The following is a 19319-nucleotide window of genomic DNA, read 5'->3' as shown; positions in this document are numbered from 1 at the left end:
GACCCGCCGCCTACCTTCCTGGTTAAAAGGCCGCCCCGACCTCGCACGGGAAGAAAAAACCATGTTCAAGGATTCAGCCGACTTCCGGCGCATCGCATCAGGCCTGCTGCTGATCGTCGCCCCACTGCTCCAGGCCATCGCTGTCATCCTCGACCCCGGCACCTGGGGCGACGAGCGCGAAGCGGTCAGTTTCGCGGAAAATCCCGCCCTCGCCCAGGTCCAGTCGGTGATGTACCACTGGGCCTACCTGCTGATGGCCGTCGCGGCCCTCGGCCTGCTGCATGTGATGCGCCGCCGCGCGGTGGTCTTCGGCCACATCGCCGGCTCGCTCACCGTCCTCGGCTACATCAGCGTGTCGGGCCTGCTCATGACCGACCCGGTGGAGTGGTGGCTCGGGCAGCGGAACACCCCTGAGCAGGCGCAGCAGATCCTCAACGAGATGCTGAACCTGCCCGGCGTCGTCTTCGGGTTCCAGATGCCCTGGCTGTTCTTCGCCATCTTCGGCCTGCCCGTCCTGGTGATCGGCGTCTGGCGGGCGGGATTCGCGCACTGGTGGGTGCCGCTCGTCGTCGGCATCGGCTACGGCGGCTCGATGCTGGTCCCGTACGGCCCGGTGACCGTCCCGCTGTGGACCGCCCCCGCGGTCGCGCTGGGCTGGCTCGGCGTCAAGATGATCCGGATGAGCCGCGAGGAGTGGATCTCCTACTACCCGACCGCCGCCCCCGGCCGCACCACTCCCGACTCGTACGCGAACACCACCGCCTGAGCCCGGTCCCGCAGACGGAGCTTCATCAGTACCCGTGCCACATGGGTCTTGACCGTGGCCTCACCGACAAAGAGCTTCCCCGCGATCTCGGAGTTGGTCAGGCCACGGGCCAGGGAGCGCAACACCTCCAGCTCGCGCGGGGTGAGGTCGGCCAGCTGCGGCGGGGGCGCGGGATCATGACGGCCCGCGAAGGAGGCGATGACGCGAGTGGTGACGGCCGGGTCGAGCAGGGCGTCCCCGGCGACGACGACACGAATGGCGTCCACCAGTTGCTCAGGCGGCGAGACCTTGAGCAGGAACCCGCTGGTCCCCGCACGGAGCGCGGCGTAGAGGTTCTCGTCGGTGTCGAAGGTGGTCAACATGACGATCTTCGGCGGTTCCGGCTGCCCCAGGAGCTGCCTGGCGGCGGTGAGGCCGTCCATACGGGGCATCGAGATGTCCATCAGCACGATGTCGGGCTTGGTGCGGCGGACCACGGCGATGGCCTCGACCCCGTCGGGGGCCTCGCCGACCACCTCCATGCCGGGTTCACTCTCCACGACGAGCTTCAGCCCGGCGCGGACCATCGCCTGGTCGTCGACGATCACGATACGGATACTCACTTCTCCTCCTTCTTGCCAGGCGGCTCGGCGCCTCGTTTATGGTTTCGTCCGTCAACCGGCTCATCCGATCGGCTCACCGGCCGACACCTCCAGCGAGGCCGGCAGGGACGCGTGGACCCGGAAGCCACCTTCTGGACGCGGGCCGGCCTCGAAGGTGCCGCCGAAGAGCTCGGCGCGCTCACGCATGCCGATGAGGCCGTTGCCCGTCGACAGCGCGGAGGACGACGTCCCGCCGTTCCCACTCCCGTTCGTGACCTCCACCTCCACGGAGTCCCGGTGATAGGAGACCGTGATCCGGATCTCGGACTCTCCGGCGTGCTTGACCGCGTTGGTGAGGGCCTCCTGGGCGATGCGATAGATCGACAGATCCAGCCCGGGTGCCAGCCGCACCACCTCCCCCCGTACGTCGAGGGTGACCCGCAGCCCGGAGGAGACGAGCGAGTCCACGGTGCCGGACAACAGGTCCAGTCCGGGCTGCGGGATGCTCTCGTCCAGGGGCATACGCAGCGCGCCGAGCATGACGCGCAGCTCCTCGACCGCCTCGCGCCCCATCCGTTCGATGCCCAGCAGTGCCTCGTCGTCCCCGCCTCGCGAGCGGCGGAGCACCCCGGCCTGCATGACCATCATGCTGACGCTGTGGGCGACCACGTCGTGCAGCTCGCGAGCGATGCGGGCTTTCTCCCGCGCGACGGCCTCGCGTTCCCTGTCACGTTCCAGGCGGACGGCCTGCTCGGCCAGGCGGCGTACCCGGGCGACATAGGCGTGCAGGGCGAGGCCGGTGAGGTAGGCGGCGCCGAAGAGGACGGGCAGGAAGATGACCTCCTCCAAGGGGAGCCGGCGGTGGTCGACGGCACCGGAGCCGAACGCCAGGATGCCGGTGACGGCCCAGGCGAGCCCGGGCCTGAAGGGGAGCTCGGCACCGACTGTGTGGAAGACGATCATCAGGGAGGCGAGCTGCCAGGTCTGACAGTGTTCGTACCCCTGCCGGTGCCAGACGTACTGGGCAAGGATCATCAGGATGAACACGGCGACCGGCGACCGGCGCCGGAACCACACGAGCACGCCGGCGACGAGCGCCTGGCCGACCCACCACAGCTCGGGCGTCTCGGTCGCGCCGTACTCGGTGGCGACGGTGAACGCCTCCAGCATGCCGAGGGCGACGATCACGGCGCCGATCAGCAAGTCGGACTTCGGCACCGCGCGCAGGTACCGAAGGGGGAAGAGGAGAACCGCCATGCGGGGAGACTAAAGCTTGGTGACCGTCTTGCCCATAGGACAAAACACCCGGACAAGTCGATCGCAAGTGGAACACAAGTCAACGGATCAGAACACCGGGAATGAGACGCTCCGCACGAATCGATTGGCGGTCGCGTTGTCACACCTGCCGGACGCGCAGAAGTAAATGATGAGGGCCGGTTCGTCCGGCCGCTCGACGACCCAGCCGGTGAATTCGAGCTGGCCACCGCGCTGCGGGTCGGCGATCGTCCCCTGCAACCGGATGGCCGGCTGCCCGCCCACGCTCACCTGGACGACCTGGGGGAAGACGTTGACCGTGCCGGGAAGCGAGGACTGCATCGTCTCCTGCAGCTGCTTGGCGCCGCTGCGCGGGTCGAGGGTGTCGAGCGTCTGCACGTAAAGGCCGCCGGCGTCCTGGGGATCGTCCTTGATGACCTCGTTCACGGTCGCCCAGTCGGCGGTGACGGGCGTGGCGAACAGCGCCCGGAACTGCTCCACCCTCGGCGAGGCCACCACGAACACGTCGGCGTGCGGTTGGAGGGTCCAGGTGCCGGGATGCTGGAAGGCGACCGGCACCGCGGCCGAACCTTCGTACGCCACCCAGGTGTCGCCACCGCGCAGGAACGTCGCGAGCATCGCCACCAGCGCGACGATCGCCGTGATCGCCACTGCGGCGCCGATGAGGATGCCCTTCCCGCCGGATCTGGGCCTGCTCGGCTCCTGACGCCTCGTGGGCACCGTCGTCGGTGCGGTGGGGGAAGCCTGGGTGAGCTGGTACGGCTGGCCGGCACCGCTGATCGCGTCACGCAGCTCGGCGACGAACTGGCCGCAGGTCTCGTAGCGCTGCTCGGGCGACTTGGCCAGGGCCCGCATCATGACGCCGTCGACCTCGAGCGGCAGCTCGGGGCGGAGCGTGGTGAGCGGGGTGGGGGTCTCGGCGAGGTGTGCCCAGAGCAGGGCGATCTCGTTGTCGCGCTGGAAGGGCAACCTCCCGGCCAGCGCCTCGTAGACCACGCAGGCCAGGCCGTACTGGTCGCAGCGGCCGTCGATGTGCTCCTTGTTGATCTGCTCGGGCGACATGTAGCGGGGGGTGCCGATGAACTGGTTGGTCTGGGTCAGCCCGGAGATCGAGGTGCGGTGCTTGGTGATGCCGAAGTCGGTGAGGTAGGCGTGGTCGCCCTCGGTGTGGGCGGCGATCAGGATGTTGGCCGGCTTGACATCGCGGTGAACCAGGTCGTGGGCGTGCGCGGTGTCGAGCGCGGCGGCCACCTGGGCGAAGGTCCGGTTGACCTGGCTGACCGGCATCGGGCCCCGGTCGTAGAAGAGTTTGCGCAGGTCGGGGCCGTTGACGTAGCGCATCGCGATGTAGAGGGTGCCGTCGGCGGCGGTGTCGGCCTCGTAGATCGGGATGATGTTGGGGTGGTCGATGCTCGCGACGGTGCGCGACTCCAGCACGAAACGCTGACGGAACCGCTCGTCCTCACCGAGGAGCGGGTTGAGGATCTTCAGTGCCACCCGGCGGTTGAGCCTGGGGTCGACCGCGAGGTAGACCACGGCCATGCCGCCCTTGCCGATGATGTCCTCGATCTGGTAGCCGGCCACTTCCCGGCCGATCAGCGCCCTGTCGTTCACTGCCATCACGTCTTGGCCGGCTGGCCGCAGTAGCCGCAGAAGCTGTGCGCGGGGCCCAGCCGCATCCCGCAGCCCGTGCAGTACTTCTGCACTGTCGTCTCGGCGGGTCTGGGGCCCGGAGCGGTGCTGGAACCCGGATCGCGCGCCACCAGCACCGGCTGGCCGGGCGAGGTCGAGGAGATCTTGGGCAGTGCGGGGAAGGAGCGGCCGACCACGATCGTGGAGTCGACCTGCTCGTCGAAGGCCGATCTCGCCTGCACGGGCGGCGGGTTCAGGGTGGGAGGCAGGGGGTCCGCGGGCAGGCTCGGCTCCGGCTCCGGTTCCGGTTCCGGTTCGGAGCGTCTGCGGCGCCAGAGCAGGATCGCGACGACCAGCACCACCAGCACCAGCAGGCCGCCTCCGACCAGGAACGGCCACAGCGGCGCGCCGCCGGGCGCGTCGGTGGAGGCGGCCGCCCTCTTGGTGCCCTCGTCCTCTGCGGTGCCGCGCTTGGCCTGGGACGTCTTCAGGTGCGCGGCGGCCACGGTGTGGCCCGGGTAGAGGTCCAGCACCCGCTGGAAGGCGGGGACGGCGTCACCGTAGTAGTGGGTGTGGAAACGGGTCAGCGCCTGCTCGAAGGCGGCGTCGATCGGGCCGCGGGCGGGCGCGACGTCCGCCTCGGCCAGGGCCTTGGTGACCTCGCGGATGCCGATCATCCGGGCGTCCTTGCCACCGCCGAGCAGCAGGCCGACGACCTCGCCCTTCTTGTCCTCGATCACCGGGCCGCCGAGCAGCCCCTTGTCGACGAGCGCGCCCAGCTTCTCCGGCTCGTTGACCTTGTTCTCCGGGTCCTTGAACTGCCGGCCGCCCTCACCGGCGCCGCCCGCCCGGAGGTGGGCGATGTCGACGGTCTCCGGCAGGTTCGCGGCGGGCCGCCCGGTGAACCCGGCGACCGCCACCGGTGAGTTGTCCTTGGCGGGCACCTCGGCGGCGAGCGGGGCGGTGGGCAGGCCCGCGCTCCCGTCGGCGCGGCCGACGGGCTTCAGCACCGCCGGGCTGTCGGGCTTGTCACCGGGGCGGACGATCTCGGCCCTGAACCCCTCCGTGTCGGCGGGGGAGATGTTGGGGAAGACCTTGATCTCCGTGGTGACGTCGATGATGCAGGTGGCGGTGGGCTGCTTGGGCGGGTAGCACTCCTGCAGGTGGTGGTTGAGCAGGTCGTCCTTGAGCTTGTGCCGCTCGAAGTCCGCGGGGATCTTGACCTTGTGGTGCTCGGCGAAGATCTTGTTGGCGGCGTAGATCCGGACGTCCAGGTCGTTCTTGACCACCCGGGTGAGGGTGACCATGCCCCCGTCGGGGTTGATCACCGTGCCGGTGCCGCTGCCGATCGGCACCTCGTAGGAACGCTCCACGTGGACCAGCTCGCCGATGTGGTCAAGGAGCGTGATGTCCACGCGTGCCGTGGCCTCGATCCTGACCACCGCGGGGGTCACCAGATCGGTGATCCCGCTGGGGTGCTCGTGAGCAAGAGCGGGCGCCACCCCGGCGACCGCCAACAGGAGGCCTCCGAACACCGCCACCGCCGAACCGAACCGCCGCATCGCCACTCCCTACAGGGGATAGGACAAGGGTCGCAAACCAGAGTGAATAAGTGAACCGCTCAGGCCCGAGGGCTTGACTTTCTTTCCGCCGTTACCTGCACCTGATCACGAGACGGATATCTCCACCCCGTCTTCACCATCACCACTCAGGCACCGACCATGCCTTTCACCATGCCCACCCCCCGTTGCGGACAGTTACGCAAAGTCTAATCCTGACCGGGCCCCGGCGCGACAATGTATACCGCGCGAGGACCGGTTCCCTCATCTCGCCCAATGGCCCGCGGTCGCACCGAATCCAATGGGACGGAAGCCCCACAATTCGATATTTCCATCTAATACGCGATAAAGGGGATAAAGGTCTCGTGGCTTCTCATGCGCCCGAGGAGGCCCCTCCCGTACGCGGGCAGACGGCCCGCGAATTCGAAAACGCGAGAAGAGCGGGCGCCACACGGAAGACGAGGGTCACCGGGCCACGGGCGAGCCGATCACCCGGAGGCGGGCCCCCGGCAGACCCCCCATGGACAAGCGCTTGCTAGGGAAATAGCCTGCCCTTCGTGGGCGGGCGAGCGGACGTGGGGCCTGCCCCCGCGCCGCGACGGGCCACCCGCCCGGAGCACCGGACGATCAGACGGGGAGAGCCGTTGAGCCACTCGATCGGGGTCGACGTCGGAGGGACGTTCACGGACGTGGTGCTCCGCGGGCCGGATGGTGAGATCAGCGTCGCCAAGTGCCTGAGCACCCACGACGACCCGGCCGACGGCATCGTCACGGGCATCACCACCGCGCTTGGCCACAGGGACCCCTCCCTGGTGACCAGGGTCGTGCACGCGACCACGCTGGCCACCAACGCCGTACTCGAACGCAGAGGCGTCCGCGTCGCCTATGTCACGACCAGGGGTTTCCGCTCGGCGATCCCTCTGGGCCGCTACGCGCGGGTCGAGGAGGACCGCTACGACCTCCGCTTCGACCCTCCCGCGCCGCCGGTCGCCGCCGGTGACTGCTTCGAGGTGCCCGAGCGGGTGAACGACCGGGGCGAGGTGCTCGAACCGCTCGACGAGGCGGCCGTGGCCCGCGTCGGTGAGGAGATCGCGCGGCGGGGTGTCACCGCGGCCGCCGTCTGCCTGCTGCACTCGTACGCGAACCCCTCGCACGAGCGGCGGGTCGCCGAGATCCTCCGGCGCGTCGTGCCGACCGTGGTGATCTCCTCGGAGGTCTGGCCGGAACTGCGCGAGTACGAGCGGGCGACCACCACGATCATGTCCGCGTACGTCGGGCCCGTCATGGCGGGATACCTGCGGCGGCTGACCGCTCGGCTGGCCGGCATCGGAATCACCGCGCCGGTGCACGTCATGGACTCGGGCGGCGGCGTGATGTCCGCCGAGCTGGCAGCCCGGCGGGCCGTGGCCACCATCGAGTCCGGGCCCGCGGCCGGGGTGCTGGCCGCCGCCGCGTCCGGCCATCCGGACGTCATCTCCTTCGACATGGGCGGGACCACCGCCAAGACCTGCGTGATCAGGAACGGCGAGCCGGAGATCACCCACGAGTTCCACGTGGGTGGCAAGGGCAGCTTCGGCGGGCGCAGGGCCGGGACCGGGGTGCCGGTCAAGACCCCGGCCATCGACCTGGCGGAGGTGGGGGCCGGAGGAGGCAGCATCGCGTGGGTGGACCCGGCCGGCACCCTGCGGGCAGGCCCGCGCTCGGCCGGTTCGGAACCCGGCCCGGCCTGCTACGGCCTGGGCGGCGACGAGCCGACGGTGACGGACGCCAACCTGGTACTCGGTTACCTCGACGCCGCCTCGTTCGCCGCCGGGACGATGTCGCTCTCCCTCGACCTCGCGGAGAAGGCGGTCGACCGCCGCCTGGCCGGTCCGCTCGGGGTCTCCCGCGCCGAGGCGGCGCACGCCGTCCACGAGATCGCCAACGCCTCGATGGGGTCGGCGGTCCACGTGGTGACGGTACAGCGGGGCATCGATCCCCGAGGGTTCGTCATGGTCGCCTTCGGCGGCGCGGGCCCGATGCACGCGGCCAGGGTCGCCTCCCGCTTCGGCATCTCCACGGTGGTCGTCCCCGCGCACTGCGGGGTCGGCTCCGCGGCCGGCCTGCTGGCCGGCGACCTGTCCACCGACCGTGTCCTGTCCGCCCCGGGTGCCGATCCGGTGCGGGTCTTCGCCATCCTGGCCGAGGCCGCCGCCGCCGACCTGAACGTGACCCTCGGCTCCCCCGGTGTCTCGGTCACCCGCTCGGCCGACGTCCGCTTCACCGGACAGGCCCACGACCTGACCGTGCGGTGGAGCGACTCCCCCGCCGAGCTGGCCGACCGCTTCTTCGCGAGATACCGGCAGGTGTACGGCATCGAACAGCGGGGCCCCACCGAGGTCGTCAGCTACCGCGTCCGCGTCACCCAGACCGCCCGGCACCCCCTTGCCGACGCCGTGCCCGCGCCTCCCCCTCCCCGCGCCTCGCCCGGAGCCCGGGAGCCGGGTGGGCCGCGCCCGGAGGCTCACGGTGCTTCCGATGTCTCCGAGGTGCGGCGGGCCGCGTACTTCCCCGAGCTGGGCGGGTACGTACAGGTGCCGGTGCTCACCAGGGCGACCCTGCGCGAGACGGAGGGGCCGGCGATCGTCGAGGACGCCGAGGCGACGATCGTGGTGCCACCGGGCTGGACGGCCAGGCTCGCGGACGACATGGCGGTAATCCTCACCGAGGGCGGAACAGCATGACACCGGAACCCTCGACGGCGCACGCGCGGTCCGCACGAGGAGGCCTCACGAAGGGTCCTCACGAGGGGGCGAGCCGGTTGACGGCGGAGACGCTGACCGCGGAGGTGCTGCGGAACGCGCTGGTGGTGGCGGCCGAGGAGGCGAGCATCGTGGTGGTGCGCTCGGCCTACTCGACGTTCATCGTCGAGGGGTCCGACGCCTCGGCGGCGATCCTCGACGCGAGTGGGCGTCTGGTCGCGCAGTCGATGGCGACCACGCTCATGAACAGCATGGCGCTTAAGGTCGCGCTGCCCGAACTACTGAAGGACATCCCTGCCCCCACCATGCGGCCCGGTGACGTGTTCGTGCTCAACGACGCCTACCGGGGCGGGGTGCACACCAACGACCTGCTCGTCTACCGGCCGGTCTTCGTCGCCGGCGAGCCCGCCTACTTCACCGCGACGATGATCCACGTCTCGGACCTCGGCGGCCTGTCCGCGGGCGGCATGGCCCCGCTCGCCACCGACATCTTCCTTGAGGGCCTGCAGCTCCCCCCGGTCCTGCTGGCCACCGCGCGCGGCGTGGAACCGGCGATCGAGGCGATCCTGCGGGCCAACAGCCGCACCCCTGACAAGGTCATGGGCGATGTGCGCGCGCTCGTCGCGGGCACCGCGGTCGCCGCGGCCAGGATCGAGGCGCTGGCCGGCGAGTACGGCCCTGCCGGGCTCGCCCGGGGGATCGACGACTATCTCGACCACACCGAGACGCTGACCCGCGCGGCCCTCCTCGCCCTGCCCGCCGGGCGCTACGAGGCGTCCTACCCGATCGACGACGACGGCATCGACCTCACCACCTCGCACACCGTCAGGGTCGCGGTCACCCTGGCCCCCGGTGCGGGAGCCGTACTCGACTTCGACGGCACCGACCCCCAGGTCCCCGCGGCGATCAACTCCTCCTCGTCGCAGTCGCTGGCCGCCGCCGTGTTCGCGATGCGCTGCTTCCTGGACCCGTCCATCGCGATGAACGACGGCTGCCTGCGGGCGATCGAGGTGCGGCTGCCACCCGGCTCGCTACTCAACGCCCGCTCGCCCTATCCGTGCGGTGGCCGGTTCGTGCCCATCTACGCGGCGATGGAGGCCGTCTTCCAGGCGCTGTCGGACGCGATGCCCGAACGCGCCATCGCGGCGAGCGGCATCCTGCAGCCCTTCTCCATCGCGGCCGTCGGAGCGCCGTACTGGATCCACCTGTCGTACGACTTCGGCGGGGTCGGCGCCCGGCAGGGCAAGGACGGCCCGGACGCGACCGGCGTGCACTTCGGCATCGGCCGCAACTCGGTACCCCAGGTCGAGCCGGTCGAGACCCGCTGCCCGCTCGTCGTGGAGTCGGTGGAGACCGTCCCCGACTCCGGCGGCCCCGGCAGGCACCGGGGCGGCCTCGGCTCCCGCACGGTGATCCGCTTCCTGGCCGACGCCCACGTCACCACCCGGGGCGACCGGCTGCGCAACGCCCCGCCCGGACGCTCCGGCGGCCTGCCCGGCCGGCTCGGCGGCTTCTACCTGCGGCGCGCGGACGGCTCGCTGGAACGCCTCGACTCCAAGGTGAACAACGTCCGGTTCAGCGCGGGCGAGGCGTTCGTGATCGAGACGACCGGCGGCGGCGGCATCGGCTCCCCCTGCGATCGTCCCGTCGAGGAGGTCCTCGCCGACCTCGACACCGGCCGCGTCACCCCGCACGGCGCCCTCGCCGACTACGGCGTCACCGTCAGGGACGACGGCACGGCCCTGCGTGCGGAGAACTGACATGCGCGGGTCCGGACGGGCGTCCCCGGTTAAGGCGCCGCCCGGCCCCGCGGAGGGCTTGCCTCGCTCAGCCCCGAGGCTGCAGCAGCACGGCGGGATCGAAGGAGACCTCGAAGGGGGCGAAGAGGGTCGCGACCTCTCCCGCGTCGTGCCTGTCGGCGGGTTTGTACTCGTCGCCGGCGAGCTCATGGACGTGGACGGACGGGCCTTCGGACAGCTCGATCCGCCAGTAGGCGGGAATGCCCGCCGCGGCGTAGGCGGCTCTCTTGAGGTGACGGTCGCGCGCCTGGGTGCTCGGGCTGACCATCTCGACGGCGAGGAGGAGGTCGCGTGGCGCGAACATCAGCTGTGTCTCGTCGACGGCCTTCGCCGGTACCACGACGAGGTCGGGGATGAAGAAGTCGCGGTCGCTCGCCCGGAGGTTGACATCCGGCAGTGGCTCGAACTCAGGTGGTGCGACGCCTTCGAGAATTACGAGAAGTCGAGCGATCGCACGCTGATGCAGGGGGACAGGAGAGGGACTCACCAACAGGCTCCCGTTGAAGAGCTCATAGCGGTTCCCGTCATCGGGAAACTTGAGCAGGTCGTCGACAGTGAACGGCGGCTCTCCTTGGAGAACCGTCCGCCTGGTCGTCGGCTCCGTCGTTGCCATCGCGGTCACCTGCTCAGTGTCGGGAGTTTGCCCCTCGCCCACATGCTACTTCCCGCAATTCTCTTACTTTAAGTAGTCAACACATCACGGTTCACCCACTGCTGGGCGCCCTGGCGGACGGCGGTGTGGACGGCACGGGCGATGCGGGCGCCCCAGGTGGAGCGGGGGCCGCCGAAGAGTTCCTCCGGGCCGTGCTCGGGGACCGCCACGCAGACGGCGTCGGAGGCGGTCCCGGTACCGGGGAAACCGACCTCCAGCAGGGCCTGGGTCTTGGCCTCGGTCACCGTCATGACCGTGTTGACCAGGGCGGCGTCGCTCATCGCGACCGGTACGGCGACGACGATGTTGATCGTTCCCGGCAGGTACGCGGGGGCCAGTTCGGGGTCCGGGACACCCTCGGGGGCGGCGGCCCAGGTGGGGACGCGCAGGCCGACGGTCGCCATGACCTCCACTCCCCCGTCGGCGGCCCGGGTGAAGTGGTCGACGGAGGCGGCGGTGAGCATGCCGACACCGGAGCCGGGCGGGGCGAGTTCCAGCAGGTGCTCCACCGGGTCCATCCGCGAGTATCCACCGACCACCTGCGCGTTGAGCGCCCAGGCGGCCGGGCCGATGCCGCCGCCGACCATGGCCGAGGAGATCGCCCGCCACCCGGGGCCGAACTCCCAGAGCAGCGAGGCCAGCCGGGCCCCGTCCTCCTCACGATGGCTCAGCCGCAAAGAGACCTCGCGCGAACCGTCTCGGACGTCCGGCTGGATCTCGGGCCCGCCCAGTAGGCCTCCGGACGAACCTCGCACCCGCTCGGGAAGGCTCGGGGGAATCTCGGACCCGGTCAAGGACGCTCCAGGTGGACCTCAGGCCTGCCACCGGGGCCGGTGGCGACGCGGACGCGGGCCTCGAAGTGCTCGCCGATCAGCTCTCCGGTCAGCACCTCGGCCGGGGTGCCGGAGGCGGCCACCCGGCCGCCCGAGAGCAACATCATCGAGTCAGCGTACTGGCCGGCCAGGCTCAAATCATGCAATGTCGTGACGACGGTTAGTCCGTCGGCCAGCCGGAGCCGGTCCACGAGCTCCAGCACCTGCTGCTGATGTCCCAGGTCGAGGGCGGTGGTGGGCTCGTCGAGCAGGAGCACCGGGGCCTGCTGGGTCAGCGCCCTGGCGAGCACCACGCGCTGGCGCTCGCCTCCGGACAGATGGCCGAGCCGCCGGCCGGCGAGGGGCGACAGGTCCAGCCGCTCCAGCACCGACGCGGTCACCTCCCGGTCGCGGCGGCCCTCGCGGCCCAGGTAGGGGATGTACGGGGTACGCCCGAGCAGGGCGTAGTCGAACACCGTCATGTCGACCGGCAGCGCCGGGGACTGCGGGGCGTAGGCCAGCAGCCTGGCCCGGTCCCTGGGCCGCAGCCGTCTGATCGGCACGTCGTCGACGAGCACCTCGCCCTCGCAGGGCAGCACCCCGGCCAGGGCGCGCAGCAGCGTGGACTTGCCCGCGCCGTTGGCGCCGATGACGGCCAGCCAGCCGCCGCCCCTGACGTCGAGCCCGACGCCGGACAGCACGGTCCGCCGGTCCAGCACCACCGACAGGTCACTCACCGCGAGGCGGCTCACCGGATCTCCCCTCCGCGCGGCGCACGGGCCACGGCCGCCCGCTCCCCGTACACACCTGCCGGAACGGTCGTGTGCTCCTCGTAGGGACGGGCCCGGACGCTCATGTCTCCACCCGGCGGGTCATGCGCAGTACGGCGACGAAGAACGGCGCGCCGAAGAAGGCGGTCACCACCCCGATGGGCAGCTCGGCGGGGGCGAGCACGGTCCTGGCGATGAGGTCGGCGAGGACCAGGAAGGCGGCCCCGCCGATCAGCGAGATCGGCAGCACGACCCGGTACGAGGAACCGGTCAGGCGGCGGACCACGTGCGGCACGACGATGCCGACGAAGCCGATCAGCCCGCTGACCGCGACGGCCGCCGCGGTGGCCAGGGAGGCGGCGAACAGCACGACGAGGCGGACCCTGGCGGCGTTCAGGCCGAGGGTGACCGCCTCGTCGTCACCGACCGAGAGCACGTCGAGCAGCCTGCCGTGCAGCAGCATGACCGTCACCGAGACGACCGCGTACGGGGCCACCAGCGTGACCTGACTCCAGCCGCCGCCGACGTTGCCGAGGATCCAGGCGTAGATGCGCTGGAGCTCCTCCACCCTGAGCTGCTGCAGGAACGTCTGGATCGCGGTGAGGAAGGAGGTGACCGCCACGCCCGCGAGGACCAGCGTGGCGGTGCCGCCGCCCCGGCCCGCCGCGTTGCCCAGCGCGTAGGCGAGCAGGACCCCGCCGACGGCGCCGACGAAGGCCGCAGCGGGGATGCCGATCGCCTCGCCGTCGCCCTTGGTGAAGACGATCGCCGCCGTGGTCGCCAGACCGGCGCCCGCCGCGGCTCCCAGCAGGTAGGGGTCGGCCAGCGGGTTGCGGAAGACTCCCTGGTAGCCGGCTCCCGCGACGGCCAGCAGGCCGCCGACGATCGCGGCGAGCAGGACCCTGGGCAGCCGTATCTCGGCCAGCAGGCTCAGTTCGACCGGGGCCAGCCCGGAGTCGGCCGAGACGAACGGCAGCCAGTCGAGCAGTTGGATCAGCACACTGCGCGGCGCGATGTCCGCGGCGCCGACCAGCAGCCCGGCGAGCATGCTCGCCAGGAGCAGGGCCACGGCCGCGACCGTCACCGCCGGGCTGAGCCGGGCCGCCTGCCCGCCCGCGACACCGGCCTTCCGAGCCGCACCGGCGCCGGGCGGGAACGGCTCCTTCCCGGCGCCCGGGCGGGACGGCTCCGAGGTGCCGGTACCGGAGGGGAACGGCTCCCGCACGGCACCGGCAGGAGACGATTCCGGCATGTCGGTGCCCAGGCCGAGCAGCCCCGACGTACCGGTGGCGGGAGTGGCCGTGTCAGGAGGAGACGGTTCCGGCCGGGTACGGGACGGTGCTGAGGTGACGTTGCCCGCCTTCGGGGTGCCGGAGTCGCGGAGCGGCCCGTCCGTGCCGCCGCCGGGGACGCCGGAGGAGCGGGGGAGATCTGTCAACTAGCTGGCCGCGGCCTTCTGCACGGCCTCGCCGACCTGCTTGGCGAGGTCCACGACGCGCGGCCCCCAGCGGGAGGCGATGTCGTCGTCGAGGAGGATGACCTGGTCGTTCTTGATGGCCGACAGCTTGGACCAGCCCGGGCGCTTGGCGAGGGTGTCCTTCGACTGGCCGCAGCACTTGGTGTCGGCCAGGAAGACGAGGTCGGGGTCGGCCTGCGCGACGAACTCGGCGGAGAGCTTGGGGTAGCCACCCGCCGCGTCGGGGGCCTTGTCGGCGATGTTGGTCAGGCCGAACAGCCCGTAGATCTGGCCGATGAAGGTGGTGGAGGTCGCCGCGTAGGGGGTGACGTCCAGCTCGTGGTAGTAGGTGAGCTTCGCGTCCTTCGGTGCGGCGGCGGCGAGTTCGCCGATCTGCTTTTTCATCTGCGCGGCGAGTTCGGTGGCCCGCTCGCCGTTTCCGGTGGCGGCACCGAGGTCGGTGATCTGGTCGTAGGTCTCGTCGAGTTTGGTGGCGGCGGGCTCCAGCAGCACCGGTACGCCGACCTTGCCCAGCGCGGCCACGATGCCGTCGATGTCATCGGAGAGCACGACCAGGTCCGGCTTCTGGGCGATGATCGCCTCAACGTTCGGCTTGAAACCGGACAGCTCGCTCTTCGGCGCTTCCGCGGGGTGGTTGGACTGGTCGTCCACCGCGACGACCTGTGATCCCGCGCCGATCGCGAACAGGCTCTCGGTGGCGGCGGGCGAGAGCGAGACGATCCGCTCGGGCCTGCTCTCGATGGTGACGGAGCCGTTGCCCGCCTCGACGGTGACCGGGAAGCCCGCCGCCGAGGGAGTCGCGGCGGCACTTGCGGAGGCGGTGGAAGGCGAGGTCGCGGGGGAGGTCTGGCCGCATCCGGCGAGGGTCAGTGCGGCGAGCAGGGCGCCGGCGAGGGCGCTGCGTACGGGCCTCAAGGGAGGTCCTTTCAGTTACCGGAACCGAGGGACCCAGGCAAGGACGGGTCACCCTTTTCCACGAGGGTCGGCGTCGACGACGCGGCGGAGGCGACCTGGCTCGACCCACGAGGGGCCATGACAGTTGCGGGACAGCGCCGGACTCACACCGGACTTCGCTCACACCACGCGTTGGACGAACGCTATCAACTCCCCCGAACAGCCTCTATGCCGAGGTTCCGGACGGACCGCTCTGTGGCTCCCCGGGTAGGCCGCCCCGGAGGGACCGCCCGCCGAACATCCGGACCCGCCCTCCAGGCACATCGCCACCGACGAGCCGTCCCGCCGGCAGGCCGCGGCTCCGGAGGGACCGTCCGCCAAGCCTCCAGGCGCCGTCCCTCTGGCCGGCCGCGCGCGTACGGAGCCGCTCGTCCGGCGGGCCGTCGTTCAGCAGGGGCGCCTCTCAGCCGAGTTGCTCCTCGGCGGCGGCGATGATCTCCTGCAGGCGCAGGCCGTGCGCGGCGTCCAGGGGGTGGCCGCCACCGCGCCGCACGGTCCGCTCGAACTCCATGAGCATGAGGGAGAAGACGTCGGAGCCCAGCCGGGTGTCGTCCATGGTCTCCCGGCCGAGGCGGCCGTAGATCTCGACATCGGAGGGCGGGCTCTCACCCGGCACGCTCATGCACAGCGACGCCTCGCTGACCGCGCCGGTCTCGTGCTCCAGCAGCAGGCCGACCCAGCCCAGCGGGTTGCCGTGGGCGCGGACCCCGACGACCCTGCCGAGCGCGGCGTCCAACATGTCGATCATGTGCGGGCCGACGTCGAGGATCGCGCCGCGCTCCAGTCGCCAGGAGGTGGCGAAGGCCCCGCCGAGCATCGCCCCCGAGATGTTGGCCGCCCGGCCGCCGAACGGCTCGATGGCCGAGACCCTGGCCAGGAAGGCCCGGGTGGCGGGCGAGTAACGCCAGGTGAGGACCATCTGCGAGGCCACGCCCGCCTCGGCGACCGCCTCGGCCAGCCGCCGTGCGCCGTCCAGATCGGCGGCGAGCGGTTTCTCCAGCAGCAGTGCCTTGCCCGCCTTGGCGGCGAGCACGCCGAGCTCCGCCTGGACGGCGGGCGGCACCGAGAACGCGACCGCCTCGCAGTTGTCGAAGAGCTCCTCGATCCGCTCGAAGACCGGAGCACCGAACCTGGCCGCGGCCTCGGGGCGACGGGCCCACACCCCCGCCAGACGTGTGTTCGGACCAGCCGCCAGCATCGGCGCGTGCACCATCTCGGCCCACGGTCCGGCACCTACCAGACCCACAGATAACGTCACGGATCCAGTTTCGCACGCTCCCAGGCCCTGATCGCGTGCTCCGGACGGTGCGCCGTCGTCCCGCTGTCGACCACGATCGTCTGGCCGGTCACGCACCGCGCCTCGTCCGAGGCGAGGAACGCGACCAGCGCCGCCACGTCGTCCGGCTCCGCCGCCCAGGGCAGCAGGCGTTCGGCCGCCTTCTCCGCCAGCCGCCGCGGGGACATCGCCGCGCGCGCCACGTCGGTCATGACGAGGCCGGGGGCGACCGCGTTGCAGCGGATGCCGCGCGAGCCGTACATGGTGGCGACGTAGCGGGTGAATCCGGTCAGGGCCGCCTTGGACGCCCCGTAGGCCGCGTGGTCGGCGTCGCCCACCAGCCCGGACACCGACGAGGTCAGCACGATCGCGCCGCCGTCACGCATCGCGGGGACCGCGTGCTTGACCATGAGCATCGCCCCTCGCAGGTTGACGGCCATGGTGCGGTCCCAGACCTCGACGTCCAGGTCGAGCAGGTCCTGGTCGCGGCCGTAGACGTCGCGGTCCAGACAGGCGGCGTTGGAGTGCAGCACGTCCAGCCCGCCGAACGAGCCGATCAGCTGCGCCACGGCCGCCTTCACCTCCTCCTCGTTCGACACGTCGCAGTGCAGCGCGCACGCCGTACCGCCGCGGGCCCTGATTCCCGAGGCCACCGAGCGCGCGCCCGCGGCCCACAGGTCGGCGACCCCGACGCAGGCGCCCTCGGCGGCCAGCCGGCGCGCGGTCGCCGCGCCGATTCCCGAGGCGGCGCCGGTGACCAGCGCCACCCGGCCGTCGAAGCGCGTCACCATTCCACGTTCAGCGCGGTCAGGCCCCGCCCGACCAGCGACGTGCGGTAGGTGACGGGCGGTCCGCCGGATGCCAGGCGGAGCCCCGGCAGGCGGCGGCCCAGCACCTCCAGCGCGGTACGGAGCTGCAGGCGGCCGAGCGCGGCTCCCACGCAGAAATGGATGCCGTAGCCGAGCGTCATGTGCGCGTCGGCGTTGCCGCGGTCGATCCGGAACTCGTCCGGCTCGTCGAAGACGCGCTCGTCGTGGGCCGCGGAGTCGGTGGAGAGCAGGCAGAGCGAGCCCTTCGGGATGGTCACGCCGTGCATCTCCACATCGACGGCGGCGTACCTGAAGGAGCCGAGGCTGGCGCCGTCGATGCGCATGCACTCCTCCACCGCGTTCTGCACCAGCTCGGGCGGCACCGGCCAGATCTCCTCGCGCAGCAGCCTGAACACGCTGTTGCCAAGCTGGTTGGGCACGGTGTCGTTGCCACCGAGCAGGATCGTGGAGATCAGCTCGACGACCTCGCGGTGCGACAGCTCGGTGCCGATCAGCGAGGTCATCAGCGAGACGAAGTCGTCGCGCGGCTCGGCGGCGCGGGAGGCGACCAGCTTGTCGACGTAGTCGAGGTAGGTCAGGAAGCTCTCGGCCAGCACCAGCTGGCGCTCGGGCGGCTGCGGCGACAGGAAGAGCTGGAACCAGTCCTTCACGTGCTCCTTGACGAAGGCCTCGTCCTCCTCGGGGACGCCGATGAAGCGGGCGGTGAGCTTGACCGAGGGCACGTGCGCGATCTCCGCGACCAGGTCTCCCCCGCCACTCGGGATCACCCGGTCGAGCACCTCCTCGTTCAGGTCGCGGAAGCGCTGTTCCATCGCGGCGACGGCGCGCGGGGTGAAGGCGCGCGAGACCGAACGGCGCAGCCGGGTGTGGGTGGGCGGGTCGACGTTGGCCACGAAGCTGGACAGGAACGAGCCGTGCTCGCCCAGCACCCGCCTGGTCTCGTCGGCGAGGCTGCGGGAGATCGTCAGCGAGCCCTCGGAGGAGAAGCGCCTGGGGTCGCCGTAGGCGGCGCGCACGTCCTCGTGCCGGCTGATGACATAGGCGCCCAGGTGCTCGCTGTAGAACACCGGACGCTCGTCGCGGAGCCTGCGCAGGAAGTCGTAGGGCGCGGCGACGTGCCAGGCCGCGCTGACGTCGAAGTCCTCAGCGGTAATCATGACCTGCCTCTCGGTACGGCTCGCGCCGGGCGAGGATCTGGCGGGGGTTGGCGATGAGCATCAGGTCGATCTGCTCGGAGGTGACGCCTCGCCTGCGGAGCTCGGGCAGTACGTCCCTGGAGATGTGGAGCAGGTGGTAGTTGGGGTGTCGTTGCCGTACGACGTCGGCGTCGAAGCGATCGTTGAAGCAGTAGGAGTCGTGGGACAGGACCATCCGGTCCGCGTGGCCGCGCGCGGCGAGTTCGGCGACGATCGCCACCCGGTTCTCGAACGAGCTGATCGTCTCGATACCGAACCTGTCCATGCCCAGGTAGGAGCCGTTCGCGATGAGTTCTTCCAGGTAGGTGACATCTGTTGCGTCTCCGGCGTGCCCGATGACGACCCTGGAGAGGTCCACGCCCAGCCGTGCCAGCAGCTTCTGCTGCTCCAGGCCGCCGCCCGAGGCGCTGTGCGAGTGGGTGGAGATCGGCACCCCGGTCTCCAGGTGCGCCTCGGCGACCGCGCGGAAGACCCGCTCACAGTTGGCGGTCATGCCGAGGTGGTCGGTGGCGCACTTGAGGATGCCGGCCTTCACACCGGTACGGCCGATCCCCTCGGTGATGTCCCTGACGAAGAACTCGGCCAGCCGGTCGGCGCCGCCGAACAGCGAGCCCGGCCCGCGGTTGCCGAAGTAGGGCGGGAGCGCGTCGTAGGTGTAGAGGCCGGTGGCGACCACGATGTTGACCTCGGTCAGCTCGGCCACCCGTTGCACCGCGGGCACGTAGCGGCCCAGGCCGACCACGGTCAGGTCGACCACCGTGTCGATGCCGTGCCGTTTCAGGTCGTTCAGCTTGGCCGCCGCCTCGCGGGCGCGGATTTCGAGGTCCCAGCCCTCGGGGATGTCCGGCCAGTTCCACAGGATCTCCGGGCTGAGCCCGAAGATGTGCTCGTGCATGAGCGTCGCGCCCGGGTCCCCGATGGGGCCGGTGATCGTCTCGATGCTCGGGGCGGGGTTGTCACTCATGTCCGGTCACCACTCCTCGCTCGTCGCCGGCCCGG

General features: G+C 71.0%; 16 protein-coding genes. 3 read left to right on the top strand and 13 right to left on the bottom strand.

All coding sequences use genetic code 11. The annotated features are described in order from the left end of the window. Positions 1 to 61: 61 nt before the first annotated feature. Positions 62 to 766: a hypothetical protein gene (locus tag ACWD3H_RS10285; protein ID WP_451954711.1), complete on the top strand. Its 705-nt coding sequence runs from the start codon at positions 62 to 64 to the stop codon at positions 764 to 766. On the opposite strand, the gene ACWD3H_RS10280 is transcribed toward ACWD3H_RS10285, so the two are convergent. The 4 genes from ACWD3H_RS10280 to ACWD3H_RS10265 all read right to left on the bottom strand — a co-directional run bounded on the left by ACWD3H_RS10280 (position 706) and on the right by ACWD3H_RS10265 (position 5816). Next, on the bottom strand, positions 706 to 1368 hold the full coding sequence (locus tag ACWD3H_RS10280) for a response regulator transcription factor (RefSeq protein WP_355555350.1): 663 nt from the start codon (positions 1366 to 1368) through the stop codon (positions 706 to 708). The two genes, ACWD3H_RS10285 and ACWD3H_RS10280, sit on opposite strands and share 61 nt — an antisense overlap. A 60-nt stretch (positions 1369 to 1428) precedes the next feature. Then, the gene (locus tag ACWD3H_RS10275; RefSeq protein WP_451954710.1) at positions 1429 to 2604 is read right to left on the bottom strand and encodes a sensor histidine kinase; all 1176 of its coding nucleotides are present in this window, start codon (positions 2602 to 2604) and stop codon (positions 1429 to 1431) included. An 87-nt stretch (positions 2605 to 2691) separates the two neighbouring features. Beyond that, entirely contained in the window at positions 2692 to 4242 is a 1551-nt protein-coding gene (locus ACWD3H_RS10270) for a serine/threonine-protein kinase (protein WP_451954709.1), read from the bottom strand. Continuing rightward, the gene (locus tag ACWD3H_RS10265) at positions 4242 to 5816 is read right to left on the bottom strand and encodes a hypothetical protein (protein WP_451954708.1); all 1575 of its coding nucleotides are present in this window, start codon (positions 5814 to 5816) and stop codon (positions 4242 to 4244) included. Before ACWD3H_RS10265 ends, ACWD3H_RS10270 begins: the two co-directional genes overlap by 1 nt. A gap of 641 nt (positions 5817 to 6457) precedes the next feature. Here ACWD3H_RS10265 and ACWD3H_RS10260 point away from each other — a divergent pair. Together ACWD3H_RS10260 and ACWD3H_RS10255 are read left to right on the top strand one after the other, a co-directional pair. After that, positions 6458 to 8536, top strand: a complete 2079-nt coding sequence (locus ACWD3H_RS10260; protein WP_451954707.1) for a hydantoinase/oxoprolinase family protein — start codon at positions 6458 to 6460, stop codon at positions 8534 to 8536. A gap of 77 nt (positions 8537 to 8613) precedes the next feature. Continuing rightward, a complete protein-coding gene (locus ACWD3H_RS10255) occupies positions 8614 to 10314 on the top strand; it encodes a hydantoinase B/oxoprolinase family protein (protein ID WP_451954706.1) in 1701 nt (566 codons plus the stop codon). A 67-nt stretch (positions 10315 to 10381) separates the two neighbouring features. On the opposite strand, the gene ACWD3H_RS10250 is transcribed toward ACWD3H_RS10255, so the two are convergent. The 9 genes from ACWD3H_RS10250 to ACWD3H_RS10210 all read right to left on the bottom strand — a co-directional run bounded on the left by ACWD3H_RS10250 (position 10382) and on the right by ACWD3H_RS10210 (position 19284). Next, positions 10382 to 10966: a Uma2 family endonuclease gene (locus ACWD3H_RS10250; protein WP_451954705.1), complete on the bottom strand. Its 585-nt coding sequence runs from the start codon at positions 10964 to 10966 to the stop codon at positions 10382 to 10384. A 68-nt stretch (positions 10967 to 11034) separates the two neighbouring features. After that, positions 11035 to 11682: an adenosylcobinamide amidohydrolase gene (locus ACWD3H_RS10245; RefSeq protein ID WP_350958270.1), complete on the bottom strand. Its 648-nt coding sequence runs from the start codon at positions 11680 to 11682 to the stop codon at positions 11035 to 11037. A 113-nt stretch (positions 11683 to 11795) separates the two neighbouring features. Next, positions 11796 to 12569 carry an ABC transporter ATP-binding protein gene (locus tag ACWD3H_RS10240; RefSeq protein ID WP_451954704.1) on the bottom strand — a complete coding sequence of 258 codons (774 nt, stop codon included), beginning with the start codon at positions 12567 to 12569 and terminating at the stop codon, positions 11796 to 11798. A gap of 100 nt (positions 12570 to 12669) precedes the next feature. Further along, positions 12670 to 13839: a FecCD family ABC transporter permease gene (locus ACWD3H_RS10235; RefSeq protein WP_451954860.1), complete on the bottom strand. Its 1170-nt coding sequence runs from the start codon at positions 13837 to 13839 to the stop codon at positions 12670 to 12672. A 186-nt stretch (positions 13840 to 14025) separates the two neighbouring features. Beyond that, complete coding sequence (locus tag ACWD3H_RS10230) at positions 14026 to 14979, bottom strand: ABC transporter substrate-binding protein (protein WP_451954703.1); 954 nt, start codon at positions 14977 to 14979, stop codon at positions 14026 to 14028. Positions 14980 to 15421: 442 nt separating this feature from the next. Further along, positions 15422 to 16276, bottom strand: coding sequence for a Gfo/Idh/MocA family protein (locus tag ACWD3H_RS10225; protein ID WP_451954702.1), 855 nt, complete (start codon positions 16274 to 16276; stop codon positions 15422 to 15424). Beyond that, positions 16273 to 17085, bottom strand: coding sequence for an SDR family NAD(P)-dependent oxidoreductase (locus ACWD3H_RS10220; protein ID WP_451954701.1), 813 nt, complete (start codon positions 17083 to 17085; stop codon positions 16273 to 16275). Before ACWD3H_RS10220 ends, ACWD3H_RS10225 begins: the two co-directional genes overlap by 4 nt. Continuing rightward, entirely contained in the window at positions 17079 to 18281 is a 1203-nt protein-coding gene (locus tag ACWD3H_RS10215) for a cytochrome P450 (RefSeq protein WP_451954700.1), read from the bottom strand. The genes ACWD3H_RS10220 and ACWD3H_RS10215 overlap by 7 nt, the downstream gene beginning before the upstream one ends. Then, positions 18268 to 19284, bottom strand: a complete 1017-nt coding sequence (locus ACWD3H_RS10210; protein ID WP_451954699.1) for a phosphotriesterase family protein — start codon at positions 19282 to 19284, stop codon at positions 18268 to 18270. The genes ACWD3H_RS10215 and ACWD3H_RS10210 overlap by 14 nt, the downstream gene beginning before the upstream one ends. Positions 19285 to 19319 lie beyond the last annotated feature (35 nt).

The organism is Streptosporangium sp. NPDC002607 (assembly GCF_053592655.1).
Note: the sequence above shows the minus strand (reverse complement) of the source record. Positions and strands in the feature narration are given on the sequence as shown.

Excerpts from the sequence above, each read along its gene's own strand:
- ACWD3H_RS10285 (WP_451954711.1), top strand. The coding sequence starts at position 62 with ATGTTCAAGGATTCAGCCGACTTCCGGCGCATCGCATCAGGCCTGCTG.
- ACWD3H_RS10275 (WP_451954710.1), bottom strand. The coding sequence starts at position 2,604 with ATGGCGGTTCTCCTCTTCCCCCTTCGGTACCTGCGCGCGGTGCCGAAG.
- ACWD3H_RS10270 (WP_451954709.1), bottom strand. The coding sequence starts at position 4,242 with ATGGCAGTGAACGACAGGGCGCTGATCGGCCGGGAAGTGGCCGGCTAC.
- ACWD3H_RS10265 (WP_451954708.1), bottom strand. The coding sequence starts at position 5,816 with ATGCGGCGGTTCGGTTCGGCGGTGGCGGTGTTCGGAGGCCTCCTGTTG.
- ACWD3H_RS10250 (WP_451954705.1), bottom strand. The coding sequence starts at position 10,966 with ATGGCAACGACGGAGCCGACGACCAGGCGGACGGTTCTCCAAGGAGAG.
- ACWD3H_RS10235 (WP_451954860.1), bottom strand. The coding sequence starts at position 13,839 with ATGCCGGAATCGTCTCCTGCCGGTGCCGTGCGGGAGCCGTTCCCCTCC.
- ACWD3H_RS10220 (WP_451954701.1), bottom strand. The coding sequence starts at position 17,085 with ATGGTGACGCGCTTCGACGGCCGGGTGGCGCTGGTCACCGGCGCCGCC.
- ACWD3H_RS10215 (WP_451954700.1), bottom strand. The coding sequence starts at position 18,281 with ATGATTACCGCTGAGGACTTCGACGTCAGCGCGGCCTGGCACGTCGCC.
- ACWD3H_RS10210 (WP_451954699.1), bottom strand. The coding sequence starts at position 19,284 with ATGAGTGACAACCCCGCCCCGAGCATCGAGACGATCACCGGCCCCATC.